This window comes from Curtobacterium sp. PhB190 (assembly GCF_004365385.1).
GTDB lineage: Bacteria > Actinomycetota > Actinomycetes > Actinomycetales > Microbacteriaceae > Curtobacterium.
On sequence record NZ_SODN01000004.1, the window covers coordinates 22,835 to 36,651 of the forward strand.

At 69.4% G+C, this 13,817-nt stretch carries 14 protein-coding genes; 10 read left to right on the forward strand and 4 right to left on the reverse strand.

The features are described 5' to 3' along the window. The first annotated feature begins 16 nt into the window (after positions 1 to 16). The 7 genes from iolD (at position 17) to EDF47_RS07500 (ending at position 7,835) form a co-directional block, all read left to right on the forward strand. A complete protein-coding gene (gene iolD / locus EDF47_RS07470; protein ID WP_208320943.1) occupies positions 17 to 1,924 on the forward strand; it encodes a 3D-(3,5/4)-trihydroxycyclohexane-1,2-dione acylhydrolase (decyclizing) in 1,908 nt (635 codons plus the stop codon). Between the two features lie 50 nt (positions 1,925 to 1,974). After that, positions 1,975 to 2,901: a sugar phosphate isomerase/epimerase gene (locus tag EDF47_RS07475; protein WP_133936906.1), complete on the forward strand. Its 927-nt coding sequence runs from the start codon at positions 1,975 to 1,977 to the stop codon at positions 2,899 to 2,901. 50 nt (positions 2,902 to 2,951) lie between these two features. After that, a complete protein-coding gene (locus tag EDF47_RS07480; protein ID WP_133936904.1) occupies positions 2,952 to 3,983 on the forward strand; it encodes a Gfo/Idh/MocA family oxidoreductase in 1,032 nt (343 codons plus the stop codon). A gap of 3 nt (positions 3,984 to 3,986) precedes the next feature. Continuing rightward, a complete protein-coding gene (locus EDF47_RS07485) occupies positions 3,987 to 4,856 on the forward strand; it encodes a sugar phosphate isomerase/epimerase family protein (RefSeq protein ID WP_133936902.1) in 870 nt (289 codons plus the stop codon). After that, positions 4,853 to 5,965, forward strand: coding sequence for a transaldolase family protein (locus EDF47_RS07490; protein WP_123340670.1), 1,113 nt, complete (start codon positions 4,853 to 4,855; stop codon positions 5,963 to 5,965). The genes EDF47_RS07485 and EDF47_RS07490 overlap by 4 nt, the downstream gene beginning before the upstream one ends. Positions 5,966 to 6,111: 146 nt before the next feature. Next, on the forward strand, positions 6,112 to 7,305 hold the full coding sequence (locus EDF47_RS07495; RefSeq protein WP_123938992.1) for a Gfo/Idh/MocA family oxidoreductase: 1,194 nt from the start codon (positions 6,112 to 6,114) through the stop codon (positions 7,303 to 7,305). Between the two features lie 122 nt (positions 7,306 to 7,427). Then, complete coding sequence (locus EDF47_RS07500) at positions 7,428 to 7,835, forward strand: tautomerase family protein (RefSeq protein WP_133936900.1); 408 nt, start codon at positions 7,428 to 7,430, stop codon at positions 7,833 to 7,835. 165 nt (positions 7,836 to 8,000) lie between these two features. Here the strand turns inward: EDF47_RS07500 and EDF47_RS07505 are convergent, their stop codons facing one another. The 4 genes from EDF47_RS07505 to EDF47_RS07520 form a co-directional block, all read right to left on the reverse strand. Then, positions 8,001 to 8,759, reverse strand: a complete 759-nt coding sequence (locus EDF47_RS07505) for a GntR family transcriptional regulator (protein ID WP_123294141.1) — start codon at positions 8,757 to 8,759, stop codon at positions 8,001 to 8,003. 95 nt (positions 8,760 to 8,854) lie between these two features. After that, entirely contained in the window at positions 8,855 to 9,313 is a 459-nt protein-coding gene (locus EDF47_RS07510; protein WP_133936898.1) for an SRPBCC family protein, read from the reverse strand. A 69-nt stretch (positions 9,314 to 9,382) separates the two neighbouring features. Then, positions 9,383 to 10,021 carry an exonuclease domain-containing protein gene (locus EDF47_RS07515; RefSeq protein ID WP_123294211.1) on the reverse strand — a complete coding sequence of 213 codons (639 nt, stop codon included), beginning with the start codon at positions 10,019 to 10,021 and terminating at the stop codon, positions 9,383 to 9,385. Positions 10,022 to 10,085: 64 nt separating this feature from the next. Next, positions 10,086 to 10,550 (reverse strand): hypothetical protein, encoded by a 465-nt coding sequence (locus EDF47_RS07520; RefSeq protein WP_132099571.1) that lies wholly within the window; start codon positions 10,548 to 10,550, stop codon positions 10,086 to 10,088. 91 nt (positions 10,551 to 10,641) lie between these two features. On the opposite strand from EDF47_RS07520, the gene EDF47_RS07525 reads away from it, so the two are divergent. From EDF47_RS07525 to EDF47_RS07535, 3 genes are all read left to right on the forward strand, one after another. Continuing rightward, the gene (locus EDF47_RS07525) at positions 10,642 to 11,199 is read left to right on the forward strand and encodes a hypothetical protein (protein ID WP_132099572.1); all 558 of its coding nucleotides are present in this window, start codon (positions 10,642 to 10,644) and stop codon (positions 11,197 to 11,199) included. 74 nt (positions 11,200 to 11,273) lie between these two features. After that, positions 11,274 to 12,347 (forward strand): redox-regulated ATPase YchF, encoded by a 1,074-nt coding sequence (gene ychF / locus EDF47_RS07530; RefSeq protein WP_132099573.1) that lies wholly within the window; start codon positions 11,274 to 11,276, stop codon positions 12,345 to 12,347. 63 nt (positions 12,348 to 12,410) lie between these two features. Then, a complete protein-coding gene (locus EDF47_RS07535) occupies positions 12,411 to 13,817 on the forward strand; it encodes a hypothetical protein (RefSeq protein WP_165918730.1) in 1,407 nt (468 codons plus the stop codon).

Here is a 13,817-nt window from a genome sequence, read left to right on the forward strand (position 1 = left end):
CACCACCACGCGCCGGATGACCGTCGGCCAGGCACTCGTCGAGTTCCTGGCCAACCAGTGGACCGTCGACGGCGACGTCCGCGAACGCACCATCCCGGGGATCTTCGGCATCTTCGGGCACGGCAACGTCGCCGGCGTCGGACAGGCCACCAAGCAGCTCCACGTCGAACAGCCCGGCCTGCTGCCGTACCACCAGGCCCGCAACGAGCAGGCGATGGTGCACGAGGCCGTCGGCTTCGCCCGCATGCACCGCCGCCGTGCGACCTTCGCCGCGACGGCGTCGGTCGGCCCGGGCGCCGCGAACATGCTCACCGCCGCTGCGCTCGCGACGACGAACCGGCTGCCCGCACTGCTGCTGCCGTCGGACACGTTCGCGACACGGACCACCGACCCGGTGCTCCAGCAGATCGAGCTGCCGCACGACACCTCGATCCAGGTGACGGACGCGTTCCGGCCGCTGTCGCGCTACTTCGACCGCGTCGAGCGCCCCGAACAGCTGTTCTCGATCGCGCTCGCCGCGATGCGCGTGCTCACCGACCCGGCCGAGACCGGTGCCGTGACGATCGCCCTGCCCGAGGACGTGCAGGCCGAGGAGTTCGACGTCCCCGTCGCGTTCCTGCAGCCGCGCGAGTGGCACATCCGTCGGCCGCTGCCCGAGCACGGGCCGCTGGCGCGTGCGGTCGCCGCGATCCGGGGCGCGCAGCGTCCGGTGATCGTCGCGGGCGGTGGCGTGCTGTACTCCGGCGCGGAGCACGAGCTCGCCGCCTTCGTCGAGGCCACCGGCATCCCGGTCGGTACCTCGCAGGCCGGCGGCGGCTCGCTCGTCTGGGACCACCCGCAGTACCTCGGTGGCATCGGCGCGACCGGCACGGCCGCCGCGAACGCGGTCGCCGCGCAGGCGGACGTCGTGATCGGGATCGGCACGCGCTACAGCGACTTCACGACCGCGTCGCGGACCGCGTTCCAGAACCCGGACGTCACGTTCGTGAACGTCAACGTGGCCGCGTTCGACGCGTACAAGCACGGTTCGCAGCTGCCGCTGATCGCGGATGCCCGGGAGGCCCTGGTCGCGTTGACCGCGGCGCTCGCGTCGTCCGGGGCGTCACCCGCAGAGCCCGCGTTCGTCGTCGACGCCGCCTACGCTGCGGAGATCGCGTCGCTGAAGGCGGCGTGGGACGCGGCCGTCGACGGCGCGTTCGCGCCGTCCGGCGCCGACCTGCCCGGTCAGCCGGAGATCATCGGCGCCGTGCAGTCGGTGTCCGACCCGCGCGACGTCGTCATCCAGGCGGCCGGCTCGCTGCCCGGCGACCTGCACAAGCTCTGGCGTGTGCAGGACGCCCTCGGCTACCACGTCGAGTACGCGTTCTCGTGCATGGGCTACGAGATCGCCGGCGGCATCGGCGTCCGTCGTGGCGCCCCGGACCGCGACGCGATCGTCATGGTCGGCGACGGCAGCTACCTCATGCTGCACACCGAGCTCGTCACCGCCGTGGCCGAGGGCATCAAGATCATCGTCGTGCTCATCCAGAACCACGGGTACGCGTCGATCGGGCACCTGTCCGAGACCGTCGGGTCCGAGCGCTACGGCACGAAGTACCGCTACCTGGACGAGACGCAGTCGTTCGACAACGGCGACCCGCTGCCGGTCGACCTCGCGGCGAACGCGCGGTCGTACGGCGTCGACGTGATCGAGGTCCAGCCCGGCCCGGACAGCATCGAGGACCTCAAGGCCGCGGTGCGCCAGGCGAAGGCGAACGACCACACCACCCTCGTGCACATCAACTCGGACCCGCTGGTCTACGCCCCCGAGGGCGACGGCTGGTGGGACGTGCCGGTGGCGCAGACCTCGACGCTGTCGAGCACGCAGACCGCCCGCGCCGAGTACGAGCAGCAGGTCGCCGCACAGCGCCCGCTGCTCGGCTGAGCACCACCGTCCACCACACGCACCACACCCAGAAAGCAGACGACGACGTCATGACCGACACCGCCACCGCCACCGACGCCATCCGGATCGGCACCGCCCCCGACTCGTGGGGCGTCTGGTTCCCCGACGACCCCAACCAGGTGCCGTGGAAGCGCTTCCTCGACGAAGCGGCCGCAGCCGGGTACGAGTGGATCGAGCTCGGACCGTACGGCTACCTGCCGACCGACCCGTCGCAGCTGTCGGACGAGCTCGAGTCGCGCGGGCTGAAGCTGTCCGCCGGAACGGTGTTCACCGGGTTCCACAAGGGTGAGGACCAGTTCCAGCGTGCCTGGGACCAGGCCGTGGCGGTCGCTGGTCTGGCGGCGAAGCTCGGCGCCCAGCACCTCGTGACGATCCCGGACCTGTGGCGCTCGGACGCAACGGAGGAGATCCTCGAGTCGCGCACCCTGACCGACGAGCAGTGGGACCGCCTCGGCAAGGGCCACGACCAGCTCGGCAAGGCGCTGCTCGAGGAGTACGGCGTCCACCAGCAGTTCCACACCCACGCGGACAGCCACGTCGGCACCTACAAGGAGACCGTGCGGTTCCTGTCGGAGACTGATCCGGCGTACACGAACCTCTGCCTCGACACCGGGCACTTCGCGTACTACGGCGGCGACAACCTCAAGCTCATCGCCGCGCACCCGGAGCGCATCGGGTACCTGCACCTCAAGCAGGTCGACACCGACCTGCTGTTCGACGTGCTGAAGAACGACGTGCCGTTCGCCACCGCCGTGTCCCAGGGCATCATGACCGAGCCGCCGCACGGCACCCCGGAGCTCGGCCCGATCATCGAGGCCGTCGCGAAGATCAACCCGGACATCTTCGGCATCGTCGAGCAGGACATGTACGGCTGCTCGGTCGACGCCCCCGGCCCGATCGCCGAGCGCACCTTCCAGCACATCTTCGGTTCCACGTCCGCCGCCCGCGTGTCCTGACCGGCCCCGGCAGCCGTCCACGCAGCGTCATCTACCCCAGGAGCACCGCCATGAGCACCACTGACAACCTCCGCGTCGCCGTCGTCGGCGCGGGCGCCATGGGCAGCGACCACATCCGTCGCATCACCTCGACCATCGCCGGCGCGGACGTCGTCGCCATCGTCGACCCCGACTCCGGCCGTGCGACCGCCGCCGCGGCGAAGGCGCCCGGCGCGATCACCGCGGCATCGTTCGAGGAAGCGCTCGACGCCACCCCGATCGACGCCGTCATCGTCGCGACGCCCGGCTTCCTGCACGAGCCGGTCCTGGTGCCGGCGATCGAGCGCGGTCTCGCCGTCCTGTGCGAGAAGCCACTCACGACCTCGGCCGAGGACTCGTTGCGGATCGTCGAGCTCGAGCAGGCGACGTCCGACCGTCCGAAGATCCAGGTCGGCTTCATGCGCCGCTTCGACAAGGGCTACCAGGAGCTGCGCGCGCTGCGCGAGTCCGGGGCCAACGGCGCCCTGCTCGCGCTGCACCACGCGCACCGCAACCCGACCACGCCGCCGAACTTCAGCGAGTCGATGCTCATCCACGACTCGGTGATCCACGAGATCGACATCATCCCGTTCATCACGGGCGAGGCGATCACGAGCGTCGAGGTCAAGAAGCCCCGGAAGAACTCGCTCGCGCCGGCCGACCTGCCCGAGCCGCAGTTCGTGCTGTTCACCACCGAGTCCGGCACCATGGCGATCGTCGAGATCAACGTGAACGCCCAGTTCGGCTACCAGGTCACGACCGACGCGGTGTTCGAGTCCGGTGTCGCGTACATCGGTCGCGAGACCTCGCTCAACCTCGTGTCGCAGGGCGTCTCCGGCCAGGGCGTCACCCCGTCGTTCGTCGAGCGCTTCGGTGCCGCGTACGACGAAGAGGTGCAGCGCTGGGTCGACGCCGCGCGCACCGGTGGCATCGACGGCCCGAGCGCCTGGGACGGGTACACCGCCTCGGTCGTCGCCGAGGTCGCCGTGCGTGCGCAGCAGTCCGGTGCGCTCGAGCCGATCACGTACGCCACCGCGAAGCCCGCGTTCTACGAGACGGCCTGATCGATGCCGAAGATCGCACTCGACCCCACGCCGTACCACCACGACCTGTCGCTGCTGGAGTTCCCGCAGAAGGTCGCCGACCTCGGCTACGAGTACCTGCAGCTCACCCCGCACAAGGACTTCATCCCCTTCTACCGGCACCCCACGGCCGACGACGACCTCGTCGACGCGTTCGCCGCGGCGTGCACGACGGCCGGGGTCCAGGTCGCGTCGGTCCTGCCCGTCCTGCGCTGGGCCGGCCCGGACAAGGAGGCCCGTGAGGCCGCCGTCAAGAAGTGGAAGCGGGTCATCGAGATCACGAAGCGCCTGGGCGTGGACACGATCAACACGGAGTTCTCCGGCCGCCCCGAACGCGCTGAGGAGTCCGAGGACCAGTTCCACTGGGCGATGGAGGAGCTCCTGCCGATCATCGAGGACTCCGGCATCCGGGTCCTCATCGACCCGCACCCCGACGACTTCGTCGAGGACGGGCTCGAGGCGCTCCGGGTGATCCGCGGGCTGAACTCGAAGAGCATCGGCTTCGTCTACGTCGCCTGCCACACGTTCCACTACGGCGGCAACATGGACGAGATCATCGACGCCGCGGGCGACTCGCTGCAGCTCGTGCACGTCGCCGACGCGTACGACCAGCACCGGTCGCACGGCCTGCGCTACATCACCAACCCGCCCGGCAACCCGGTCCGCGTGCACCAGCACCTGCCGGTCGGCCAGGCGGACGTCGACTTCGACGCCTTCTGGGCCGCCCTCGACCGGGTCGGCTTCACGGCGCGCGAGGACACCGTCGCGGTGTCGAGCGTCTTCGCCGAGGACGAGGACGCCGACGAGGTCTCGCGCTTCCAGCTCGACACGATCAAGAAGGGACTCACACGATGACCGACACCCTCTCGTCACCGGCGACCACCGACGCCGACGTCCGACCCGTCACACTGCAGGCCGCGTCGCAGACCGTGACCGCCCTGTGGAACGACTCCGCCGACCCGCGCGAACTGTCCACCGCGATCCACGAGTACGGCGCCGTCGGGGCGACCTGCAACCCGGTGATCGCGTACACCTGCATCAAGCAGGACCCGGAGACCTGGGTGCCACGCATCCGCGAGATCGCCGCGGAGCACCCGACCGCGGGGGAGTCCTGGATCGGTTGGAAGGCCGTCGAGGAGCTCTCCATCGCGGCGGCCGAGCAGCTGCTGCCCGCGTTCGAGGCGTCCGGCGGCCGCAACGGTCGCCTGTCGATGCAGACCGACCCGCGCTTCCACCGCGACGCCGACGCCCTGGTCGAGCAGGCCGTGCGGTTCTCGCAGCTCGCCCCGAACATCATCGTGAAGATCCCCGCCACCAAGGTCGGCATCGCCGCGATCGAGGAGGCCGCGTACCGCGGGGTCTCGATCAACGCGACGGTGTCGTTCACGGTGCCGCAGGTCGTCGCCGTCGGTGAGGCCATCGAGCGTGCGCTCGACCGTCGTGCCGCCGACGGGCTGCCCGACCAGGAGTTCGGCCACGTCGTCACGCTGATGGCCGGCCGGTTCGACGACTGGCTGAAGACCGTCGTCAAGCGGGACCACGTCATGGTCGACCCCGGCATCCTCGAGTGGGCCGGCGTCGCCGCGGTGAAGAACGCCTACCGGGTGTTCCAAGAGCGTGGCTTTCGGTCGCGCGTGCTCGTCGCCGCCTTCCGGAACGCCTTGCAGTGGTCGGAGTTCCAGGGCGGGGACCTCGTCGTCTCGCCGCCGTTCCAGTGGACGAAGGACATCAACGCGAACGCGTTCCCGTTCCGTCCGGACGCCATCCACGACGAGGTGCCGGCCGACGTCATCGCGGCTCTGCGCGCTGCGACGCCCGAGTTCGCGCGCGGGTACGACGTCGACGGCATGACGATCGACGAGTTCGACCGGTTCGGCGCCACGGTGACGACGCTGCGCCAGTTCCTCGACGCCGACGCGCAGCTCGACGCCCTGGTGCGGGACATCATCTTCCCGCCGAACTGAGCCGAGCCACTTCGTGAGCAGAAGACGTCGGGTCGCCCCAGGTGACCCGACGTCTTCTGCTCACGGTCTTTGTACTGACAAACCACGAGCGATCCCGTACGATGGTTGGCGCGCTCCAATCGGCGCCCACGAACGAAGGAGTTCCCATGGACAGCATCGGTGTCGGCCTCATCTCGGTCGGCTGGATGGGGCGGCTGCACTCCCGCGCCTACCGCGCCCTGCCGGACCACTTCCCGGAGCTCGGCGTGCAGCCCCGGCTCGTCGTCGCCGCGGACCCGATCGAGGCCGCACGTGACCAGGCCGTCACCCGCCTGGGCTACGAGCGGGCGGTCGCCGACTACCACGAGGTCCTCGCCGACCCGGCCGTCGACGTCGTGTCGATCTGCTCGCCGAACTTCCTGCACCGCGAGATGGCGGTGGCCGCTGCCGAGGCCGGCAAGCCGTTCTGGATCGAGAAGCCGATGGGCCGCTACGCCAGCGACTCCCGGCAGATCCACGAGGCCGTCCAGCGCGCGGGCGTCATCACGAGCGTCGGGTTCAACTACCGGCACGCCCCAGCGATCGAGCGGGCCCGCGAACTCGTCCGCAGCGGCCGCCTCGGTCGCATCACGAACGTGCGCGGCTCGCTGCTCGCCGACTACTCGTCCGACCCGGCGGCGCCGCTGACCTGGCGCTTCGAGCGTGAGCGTGCCGGTTCGGGCGTGCTCGGCGACCTGCTGTCGCACGGCCTCGACCTGGCGCAGTACGTCGTCGGTCGGATCGCCAGTGTGAGCGCGCTCGCCGAGACCTTCATCCAGGAGCGCCCGAAGCCAGCCGCGGGCATCGTCGACCGGAGCGCCGCCGCCACCGGCGACCTCGGCCGCGTCGAGAACGAGGACTACGCAGCCCTGCTCTTCCGCTTCGAGGACGGCGCCGTCGGCACCATGGACTCGAGCCGCGTCATGCGGGGGCCGCACGCCGAGTACACGCTCGAGATCTACGGCACCAGGGGTTCGGTGCGGTGGGACTTCCAGCGTCTCAACGAGCTCGAGGTGTACCTCGACGGCCAGGAGGTCGACGGCTACGCCACGCACTACGTCGCCTCGGGTGACGGCGAGTTCGCGCGCTTCCAGCCCGGCGCCGGCACGGCCATGGGCTACGACGACCTGAAGACGATCGAGGCCGCCCAGTTCATCGCGAGCGTCCGCCGCGGGGAGCAGCTCGCCCCGTCGGTCGCCGACGGGCTGGCTGCCGCGTCCATCGTCGAGGCGGCGGAAGCGTCCCTCGCCGACGGCGCGTGGCACGACGTCGCGCGCGTCGACGGACCGCTCACCTACGCGGCGGCGACCCCCGTGCTCTAGACGGTCGCGGACGACGGACGGGAGGCGCGGTGCCAGCTGGCAATGCGCCTCCAGTCCGTCTGTTGCTGCGTCTGGATCCATGTTACTTTGTCAGGACAAAGTCCCGAACTGCAGGAGGCACCATGCCGCTCGTCCGTATCGACCTCGCCACCGGCCGCACGCCGCAGGCGGTGCGCGCCATCGCCGACGCGATCCACCAGGCGATCGTCGACGTGTACGCGATCCCCGTGCGCGACCGGTTCCAGGTGATCACCGAGCACCCGGCGCAGCAGATCATCGCCGAGGACGCCGGCCTGGGGTTCGAGCGCACCGAGGGCGTCGTCATGGTCCAGGTCTTCACGCAGCGCGGGCGCACCGACGACGCGAAGACGACGCTGTACGCGGCCATCCACGACGCCCTGGCGGCGATCGGTGTCGCGTCCGAGGACGTCTTCATCGGCTATGTCGAGAACGGGCCGCAGGACTGGTCGTTCGGCTTCGGCCGCGCGCAGTACGTGACCGGCGAGCTCGGCGTGCCCGCGCCAGCCTGAGCGCGGGTCCGTCTGTCTGTCCTGCGCGCCCGCTCGCTCCGTCTGCCGGTCCCGAGGTTCCGAAATCTCGGCATCTCGAGGCGTCCAGCGGCCATCCGTGGAACCTCGGCGTCACGCGTACGGCAGTTCGTGGAACCTGGACGTCACGCGGTCAGCGCGAACTGCCTACTTGTCGACGAGGGTGACCTCGAACGAGTAGCGGTCGGGGCGGTAGCAGTGCACGCCGTACTCGACCGCGCGGCCCGAGGCGTCGTACGCGGTGCGGCTCATGGTGAGCACGGGGTCGCCGTCCTCGATCTCGAGCAGACCGGCCTCTTCGTCGGTGACCGCGCGGGCACCGATCCGCTGCTTCGCCACCCGCATCGTCACGCCGCGACCGCGGAGCAGCTGGTAGAGCCCGTGGTCCTGCAGGTCCTGGTCGGTGATCTCGAGGAACTCCGGCGGCAGGTAGTTCTCGAGGATCGCCATCGGGACGTCCTCGGCGAACCGCACGCGGCGGATGTGCGCGACGATCGTGCCGGGCTCGATGCTGAGGGCTGCGGCGACCTCGTCCGAGGCAGGGACGTCGTTGCGCTCGAGGAGTTTCGTCGCCGGTGCCTGTGACCCCTGGGCCAGGTCGTCGTACAGGCTCGTGAGCTCGACCTTGCGGGTCACCGGGCCGTGCACGACCTGTGTGCCGATGCCGCGGCGGCGGACGAGCAGGCCCTTGTCGACGAGGTCCTGGATCGCCCGGCGGATCGTCGGGCGGGACAGCCCGAGGCGTTCACCGAGCGCGATCTCGTTCTCGAGACGGGCGCCGGGAGGCATCACACCGGAGCGGATCGACTCCTCGATGCGCGAGGCCACCTGGAAGTAGAGGGGCATGGGACCCGACCGGTCCAGGTCCATGAACAGGTCGGACGGCAGCTGGCCTTCGTTGGTCATCGCGGTCCTTCGGGGAATTGCGGGTTCGGCATCGATGCCGAGGGATTGTCGTGACAATACCACCGGGTGCCCTGCTCCCCGGTGTGCCACTCCCGTCAGCGCTCGACCGCAGCCTTCAGCTTGGTGAGGCCCTTCTCGAAGTCGCCGCCGAGGAACTTGTCCATGTTGACGAACACCCCCATCACGCGCGACATCAGGTTCTGCGGGCTCGTCATCGACCAAACGACCAGCGTGCCGTCGGTCGCTTCGTGCAACCGGAACGCCACCGCGCTCGACGACTTGAACGGTGCGGTGAACTGCAGGTCGACGTCAACCTCGGTGGCATCGGCCCGGGTGATCGCCATGGACCCGGCGCCGGCCTTGCGGTTGCCCTTCCAGGCGTACGTCGAGCCGACCGTCCCCGGTTCACCGGTGTACGTCCGCTGCAGCGCGGGATCCTGCCCCTCCCACGGCGACCACTCGACCCAGCGGTGCAGGTCTGCCAGGTACGGGGTGATGTCCGCGGCGCGAGCCGTGATGACGGTCTCGCGTTCGATCGTGGTGAGCGCAGCCATGCGCTGAGCGTAGTGCTGCTGTCGAGGCCGCGACAGGTCCCTTCGGCCCGGCCGGCCGGCTCGGTCAGCTCAGTCGGCGAAGACCATCGGGCGGTTCGACAGCCGTGGCTGCGGCGTCGAGGCCTTGGGCTTCTCGGCACGGGCCCGGACCGGGGCGATCGTCACGCGGGTCGCTGCCCCCAGGGCCTCGACCGTGTCGGTGCCGTGGTGGCCGGCGGCGTGGATGACGATCGCGGCGCACGCCTCGGCATCGGCGGCGGCATCGTGGTGCTGGAAGCCCTCGAACCCGGCGGCCATGGCAGCCACGGGCAGTCGGTAGGAGTCGAGCGTGTAGGTCTTGCGGGCCACCGCGAGCGAGCACATCGAGTGGTGCTCGGCGAGGTCGATGCCGGTGGCCGAGCAGCCGCCGGCGATGACGCCCATGTCGAACCGAGCGTTGTGCGCGACCAGGACGTCACCCTCGGCGAAGGCCACGAGGTCGGGGTACTGCTGCTCCCACGTCTTCGCGCGGACGACGTCCTCGGCGACGATCCCGTGGATCCGGGTGTTCCACTCGAGGAACGCGTCGTGTCCGAACGGCGGGCGGATGAACCACGACGCCCGGTCGACGACCCGGCCCGCGCGGACCTTGACCAGTCCGACGGAGCACGCACTGGCGGGCGAGCTGTTCGCGGTCTCGAAGTCGATCGCGGTGAAGTTCAACGGCACGGTTCCGATCGTCGCACGGGGCGCCGACATCGCCGGAAGCCGCCTCGGCGTTGCGGCCGGACGCTCAGCGGCGTCGTGCCGAGCGGGAACCGCTGCGCCGGCGTCGTGCCGTCGCGCGCCACGTCGCCGTCCGACGGGCTCGTTCGCGCTTCCAGTACGGCGCGAGCAGGGTGCCCACCATCTCGAACGCCACCGCGACGCCGTCCAGTCGCCAGCGCAGCGGCAGGCTCTCGACGTGTTCGGTGAGTCCGGCGGTCAGGTCGCCGGTGATGACCGGGAAGCCGGAGTCACGGGGGAGCGGGATCCCGCGGAAGCGGTCCTCCTCGGCGTAGTCGATCGTGTCGTCCTCGGGGTCGTAGACGACCAGGACGTCCGCCTCGAGCTCGGCCATCGCGTCGTGCAGCTGCTCGAGCTCAGCGCGGGAGGCCTGCTCGAGGGCGGCGAGGGTCTCCGGAGCGAAGCGCTGGCGCAGCCCCGGCGCTCCCATGCCCACCGAGTGCACACCGCGCTCGTCGCGTTCGAACCACATCGACGTCCTCCTGTTCCGTCGCCCGGTCCGGACGACGGGGACCACGCTGCCAGAAGCCGTCGCGGCGCGTTCCGGGCGGTAGCGTGCCCGGATGGGGAACGACGGAGACGGTCGGCCGCTCGTGCTGGTGCTCGCCGGGGCGGGCTACGGACAACAGGCGCCGCTGCTGTGGTGGTCACAGGCCATCGCGTCGGCGGCCGGGTGCGAGGTCGTGGCTCCAGCCTGGACCATCGACGACGACGCCGGAGCCGACCCGGTGGCGTTCGTCGAGGCCGCGATCGGGGCTGCGCTGGGCGATCGCCTACCCGACCTGGTCATCGCGAAGTCGTTCGGGTGCTTCGCCCTGCCGTGGGCGATCCGGAACGACGTGCCCGGGGTCTGGCTCACGCCGGTCCTCACACACGACGACGTGGCCACGGCGCTCGCCGCCGCCACCGACGCGCACGACGCGATCGGGGGTGGAGACGACACCATGTGGCGGCCCGAGCGGGTCTCGGGGACTACTGCGCGCCTCCAGACCGTCGACCGTGCCGACCACTCGCTGCAGGTCGCCGGCGACTGGCGGCGCTCGCAGCGGCTGCAGGCCGACGTCTTCGACGTCGTCGAGCGCCGCGTCGCGGCCCTGGCCGCACACCAGACGGGCGGATAGCCTCCGCCGTTCTCAAGGACGGACTGGAGGCCCGGGTCGGCTCCGGCGGGCCGCCGCCGGTAGGCTCTTCTTCCGTGGCTCTCACCATCGGAATCGTCGGTCTCCCGAACGTCGGCAAGTCGACCCTGTTCAACGCCCTGACCAAGAACCAGGTCCTCGCCGCGAACTACCCGTTCGCGACGATCGAGCCGAACGTCGGGGTGGTGAACCTGCCCGACTCGCGGCTCGACCAGCTCGCCGAACTCTTCCACTCGGAGAAGACCGTGCCCGCGCCGGTGTCCTTCGTCGACATCGCCGGCATCGTCAAGGGTGCAAGCGAGGGTGAAGGGCTCGGCAACAAGTTCCTCGCCAACATCCGCGAGGCCGACGCCATCGCGCAGGTCGTCCGCGGCTTCACCGACGACGACGTCGTGCACGTCGCCAACAAGGTCTCCCCGAAGGACGACCTCGAGGTCATCAACACCGAGCTGATCCTCGCCGACATGGAGACGATCGACAGGGCGCTCCCGCGGTACGAGAAGACCGTGAAGCTGAAGCAGGCCGAGCCGATCGTGCTCGAGACCGCTCGCGAGGCCCGTGCCGCGCTCGAGCAGGGCACCCTGCTTTCGGCCACCAAGATCGACCTCGCACCGATCGCCGAGCTCGGACTGCTGTCGGCCAAGCCCTTCATCTTCGTGTTCAACGTCGACGAGGCGATCCTGACCGACGACGCCCGCAAGGCCGAGCTGGCCGCGCTCGTCGCCCCGGCCCAGGCCGTGTTCCTCGACGCCCAGGTCGAGTCAGAGCTCATCGACCTCGACCCGGCCGACGCTGCCGAACTGCTCGAGTCGACCGGCCAGACCGAATCCGGACTCGACCAGCTCGCACGGATCGGCTTCGACACACTCGGGCTGCAGACCTACCTGACGGCCGGTCCGAAGGAAGCCCGAGCGTGGACGATCGGCAAGGGGTGGAAGGCACCCCAGGCTGCCGGCGTCATCCACACCGACTTCGAGAAGGGCTTCATCAAGGCCGAGGTCATCTCGTTCGGTGACCTGGTCGAGACCGGCTCCATCGCCGAGGCCCGCGCTGCCGGCAAGGCCCGGATCGAGGGCAAGGACTACGTCATGCAGGACGGCGACGTGGTGGAGTTCCGCTTCAACAACTGACCTCAAGCTTGACTAGCGGTCGGTATGCTAAATTTCGATCAACGTTCCTTGGGGGGAAGATACGTGACCGCGAGCGTAGAGATCGATTACACGAACTGGGATTGGCTTCCCCGTGCGGCTTCGGAGTTCCAGGCGTACCTCGTTCGCCTGCTTGCTGAGCAGACGATAAAACCGCACGATGTGTCGGCACGGGCAAAGTCGATCGCCTCGTTCCAGCGGAAAGCTGCGAAGCCGTACGAGGATCCTGTCGGCGAGATCACGGACACCGTCGCAGTACGGGTCATCACGTTCTCGATCACCGATCGAGATCGGATTGCGGAGATCATCAAAGACCGCTTCGTCGTGAAGCCGGGCGAAGACCGCAACCCGGGTCTCGAGAAGAGCGAGCGTCGTCGCGGCTACGACTGCTGGCACATCGTCATCACGGGGGAGAAGCAGCCAGAGTCTGGCTGGCTGATCGAGCGGGGCGATCTGAGTCGGTACTTCAACACGTTCGGCGGTCTGGAAGTGCAGCTGCGAACGGTGGCTGCCCACGCCTGGGCGGAGTTCGAGCACGCTCGCCGCTACAAGGGACGTTCCTACGATGCCGTGACGGAACAGGATCGAGAGACCATCGATCAACTGTTCGGCGCGGCCTCCGATGCTCGGCGCGCCCTCGACGAAACCTTTGTTGCCATCGACAGGATTCTGGCGCATCCAACGTCCTCGGCTCCCCAACCGGAGCTCGACGAAGAGGTGAACCTCGACGAGGGCCGTGCAGAATCCGAGAACGCGCCACCTGGACCGGATGGTGTCTCCGACGCCGAGGTTGCTGATCTTCTTCATCGCCAATTCCCGGGCGACAAGGAGGCTTCCGAGAGCGGCATGCGTTTCGCCTGCGAGTTGCTATCCGCGGTGGGGTACACGAGCGTCCAAGCTCTCGAGGATGATCTGCTCTCGATCGACAGTGATCAGGTGCGCTCCCTGATGGACTACGAGGTGCCGGTCACCAGGGTGCGTCGGCTCGACGACGACCTCCTGTCGCTGCACGGAGAGAAGTACATCCGGCTCACCGCAGACCTTGGCAACGTCCGCTCTCGGGCGAAACAGCTCGAATGGCGCTTCGATCGGCTGCGCGGGAAGACGGGCTACTCCCGGTACTCGCTCGAGGGCTCGGATTGCCCTCCCGAGCTGCTCTCGAAACTCCTCCCTGGGGCAGCAGCGGTCCGGGCCGTGGTCGTAGCCGTGAGCCGGGTCGCGGGTCCCGGGGCGGCGGTCATGCCTGACATCGTCAGCCTTCGAGACGACCTGCCCAAGTGGACCCGTGCCAAGGCGGTCGATCTTGAGGACGGCGAGGTGCTCTACGTCGCCACGAACCTCAACAGGCAAGCGTCAGAGCGGATCATCTCGGACCTGTTGTCGTCCAACTCCGAGGTGGACCTGCGAGTCATCAAGGACGGACGCGCCCTGCTCAGTCCTTCGATTGCCTGA

What these genes read in the sequence shown, in the direction of transcription:
- iolD (WP_208320943.1), top strand. Translation starts at nt 17, where the DNA reads ATGACCGTCGGCCAGGCACTCGTCGAGTTCCTGGCCAACCAGTGGACC.
- EDF47_RS07475 (WP_133936906.1), top strand. Translation starts at nt 1,975, where the DNA reads ATGACCGACACCGCCACCGCCACCGACGCCATCCGGATCGGCACCGCC.
- EDF47_RS07480 (WP_133936904.1), top strand. Translation starts at nt 2,952, where the DNA reads ATGAGCACCACTGACAACCTCCGCGTCGCCGTCGTCGGCGCGGGCGCC.
- EDF47_RS07485 (WP_133936902.1), top strand. Translation starts at nt 3,987, where the DNA reads ATGCCGAAGATCGCACTCGACCCCACGCCGTACCACCACGACCTGTCG.
- EDF47_RS07490 (WP_123340670.1), top strand. Translation starts at nt 4,853, where the DNA reads ATGACCGACACCCTCTCGTCACCGGCGACCACCGACGCCGACGTCCGA.
- EDF47_RS07495 (WP_123938992.1), top strand. Translation starts at nt 6,112, where the DNA reads ATGGACAGCATCGGTGTCGGCCTCATCTCGGTCGGCTGGATGGGGCGG.
- EDF47_RS07500 (WP_133936900.1), top strand. Translation starts at nt 7,428, where the DNA reads ATGCCGCTCGTCCGTATCGACCTCGCCACCGGCCGCACGCCGCAGGCG.
- EDF47_RS07505 (WP_123294141.1), bottom strand. Translation starts at nt 8,759, where the DNA reads ATGACCAACGAAGGCCAGCTGCCGTCCGACCTGTTCATGGACCTGGAC.
- EDF47_RS07510 (WP_133936898.1), bottom strand. Translation starts at nt 9,313, where the DNA reads ATGGCTGCGCTCACCACGATCGAACGCGAGACCGTCATCACGGCTCGC.
- EDF47_RS07520 (WP_132099571.1), bottom strand. Translation starts at nt 10,550, where the DNA reads ATGTGGTTCGAACGCGACGAGCGCGGTGTGCACTCGGTGGGCATGGGA.
- EDF47_RS07525 (WP_132099572.1), top strand. Translation starts at nt 10,642, where the DNA reads ATGGGGAACGACGGAGACGGTCGGCCGCTCGTGCTGGTGCTCGCCGGG.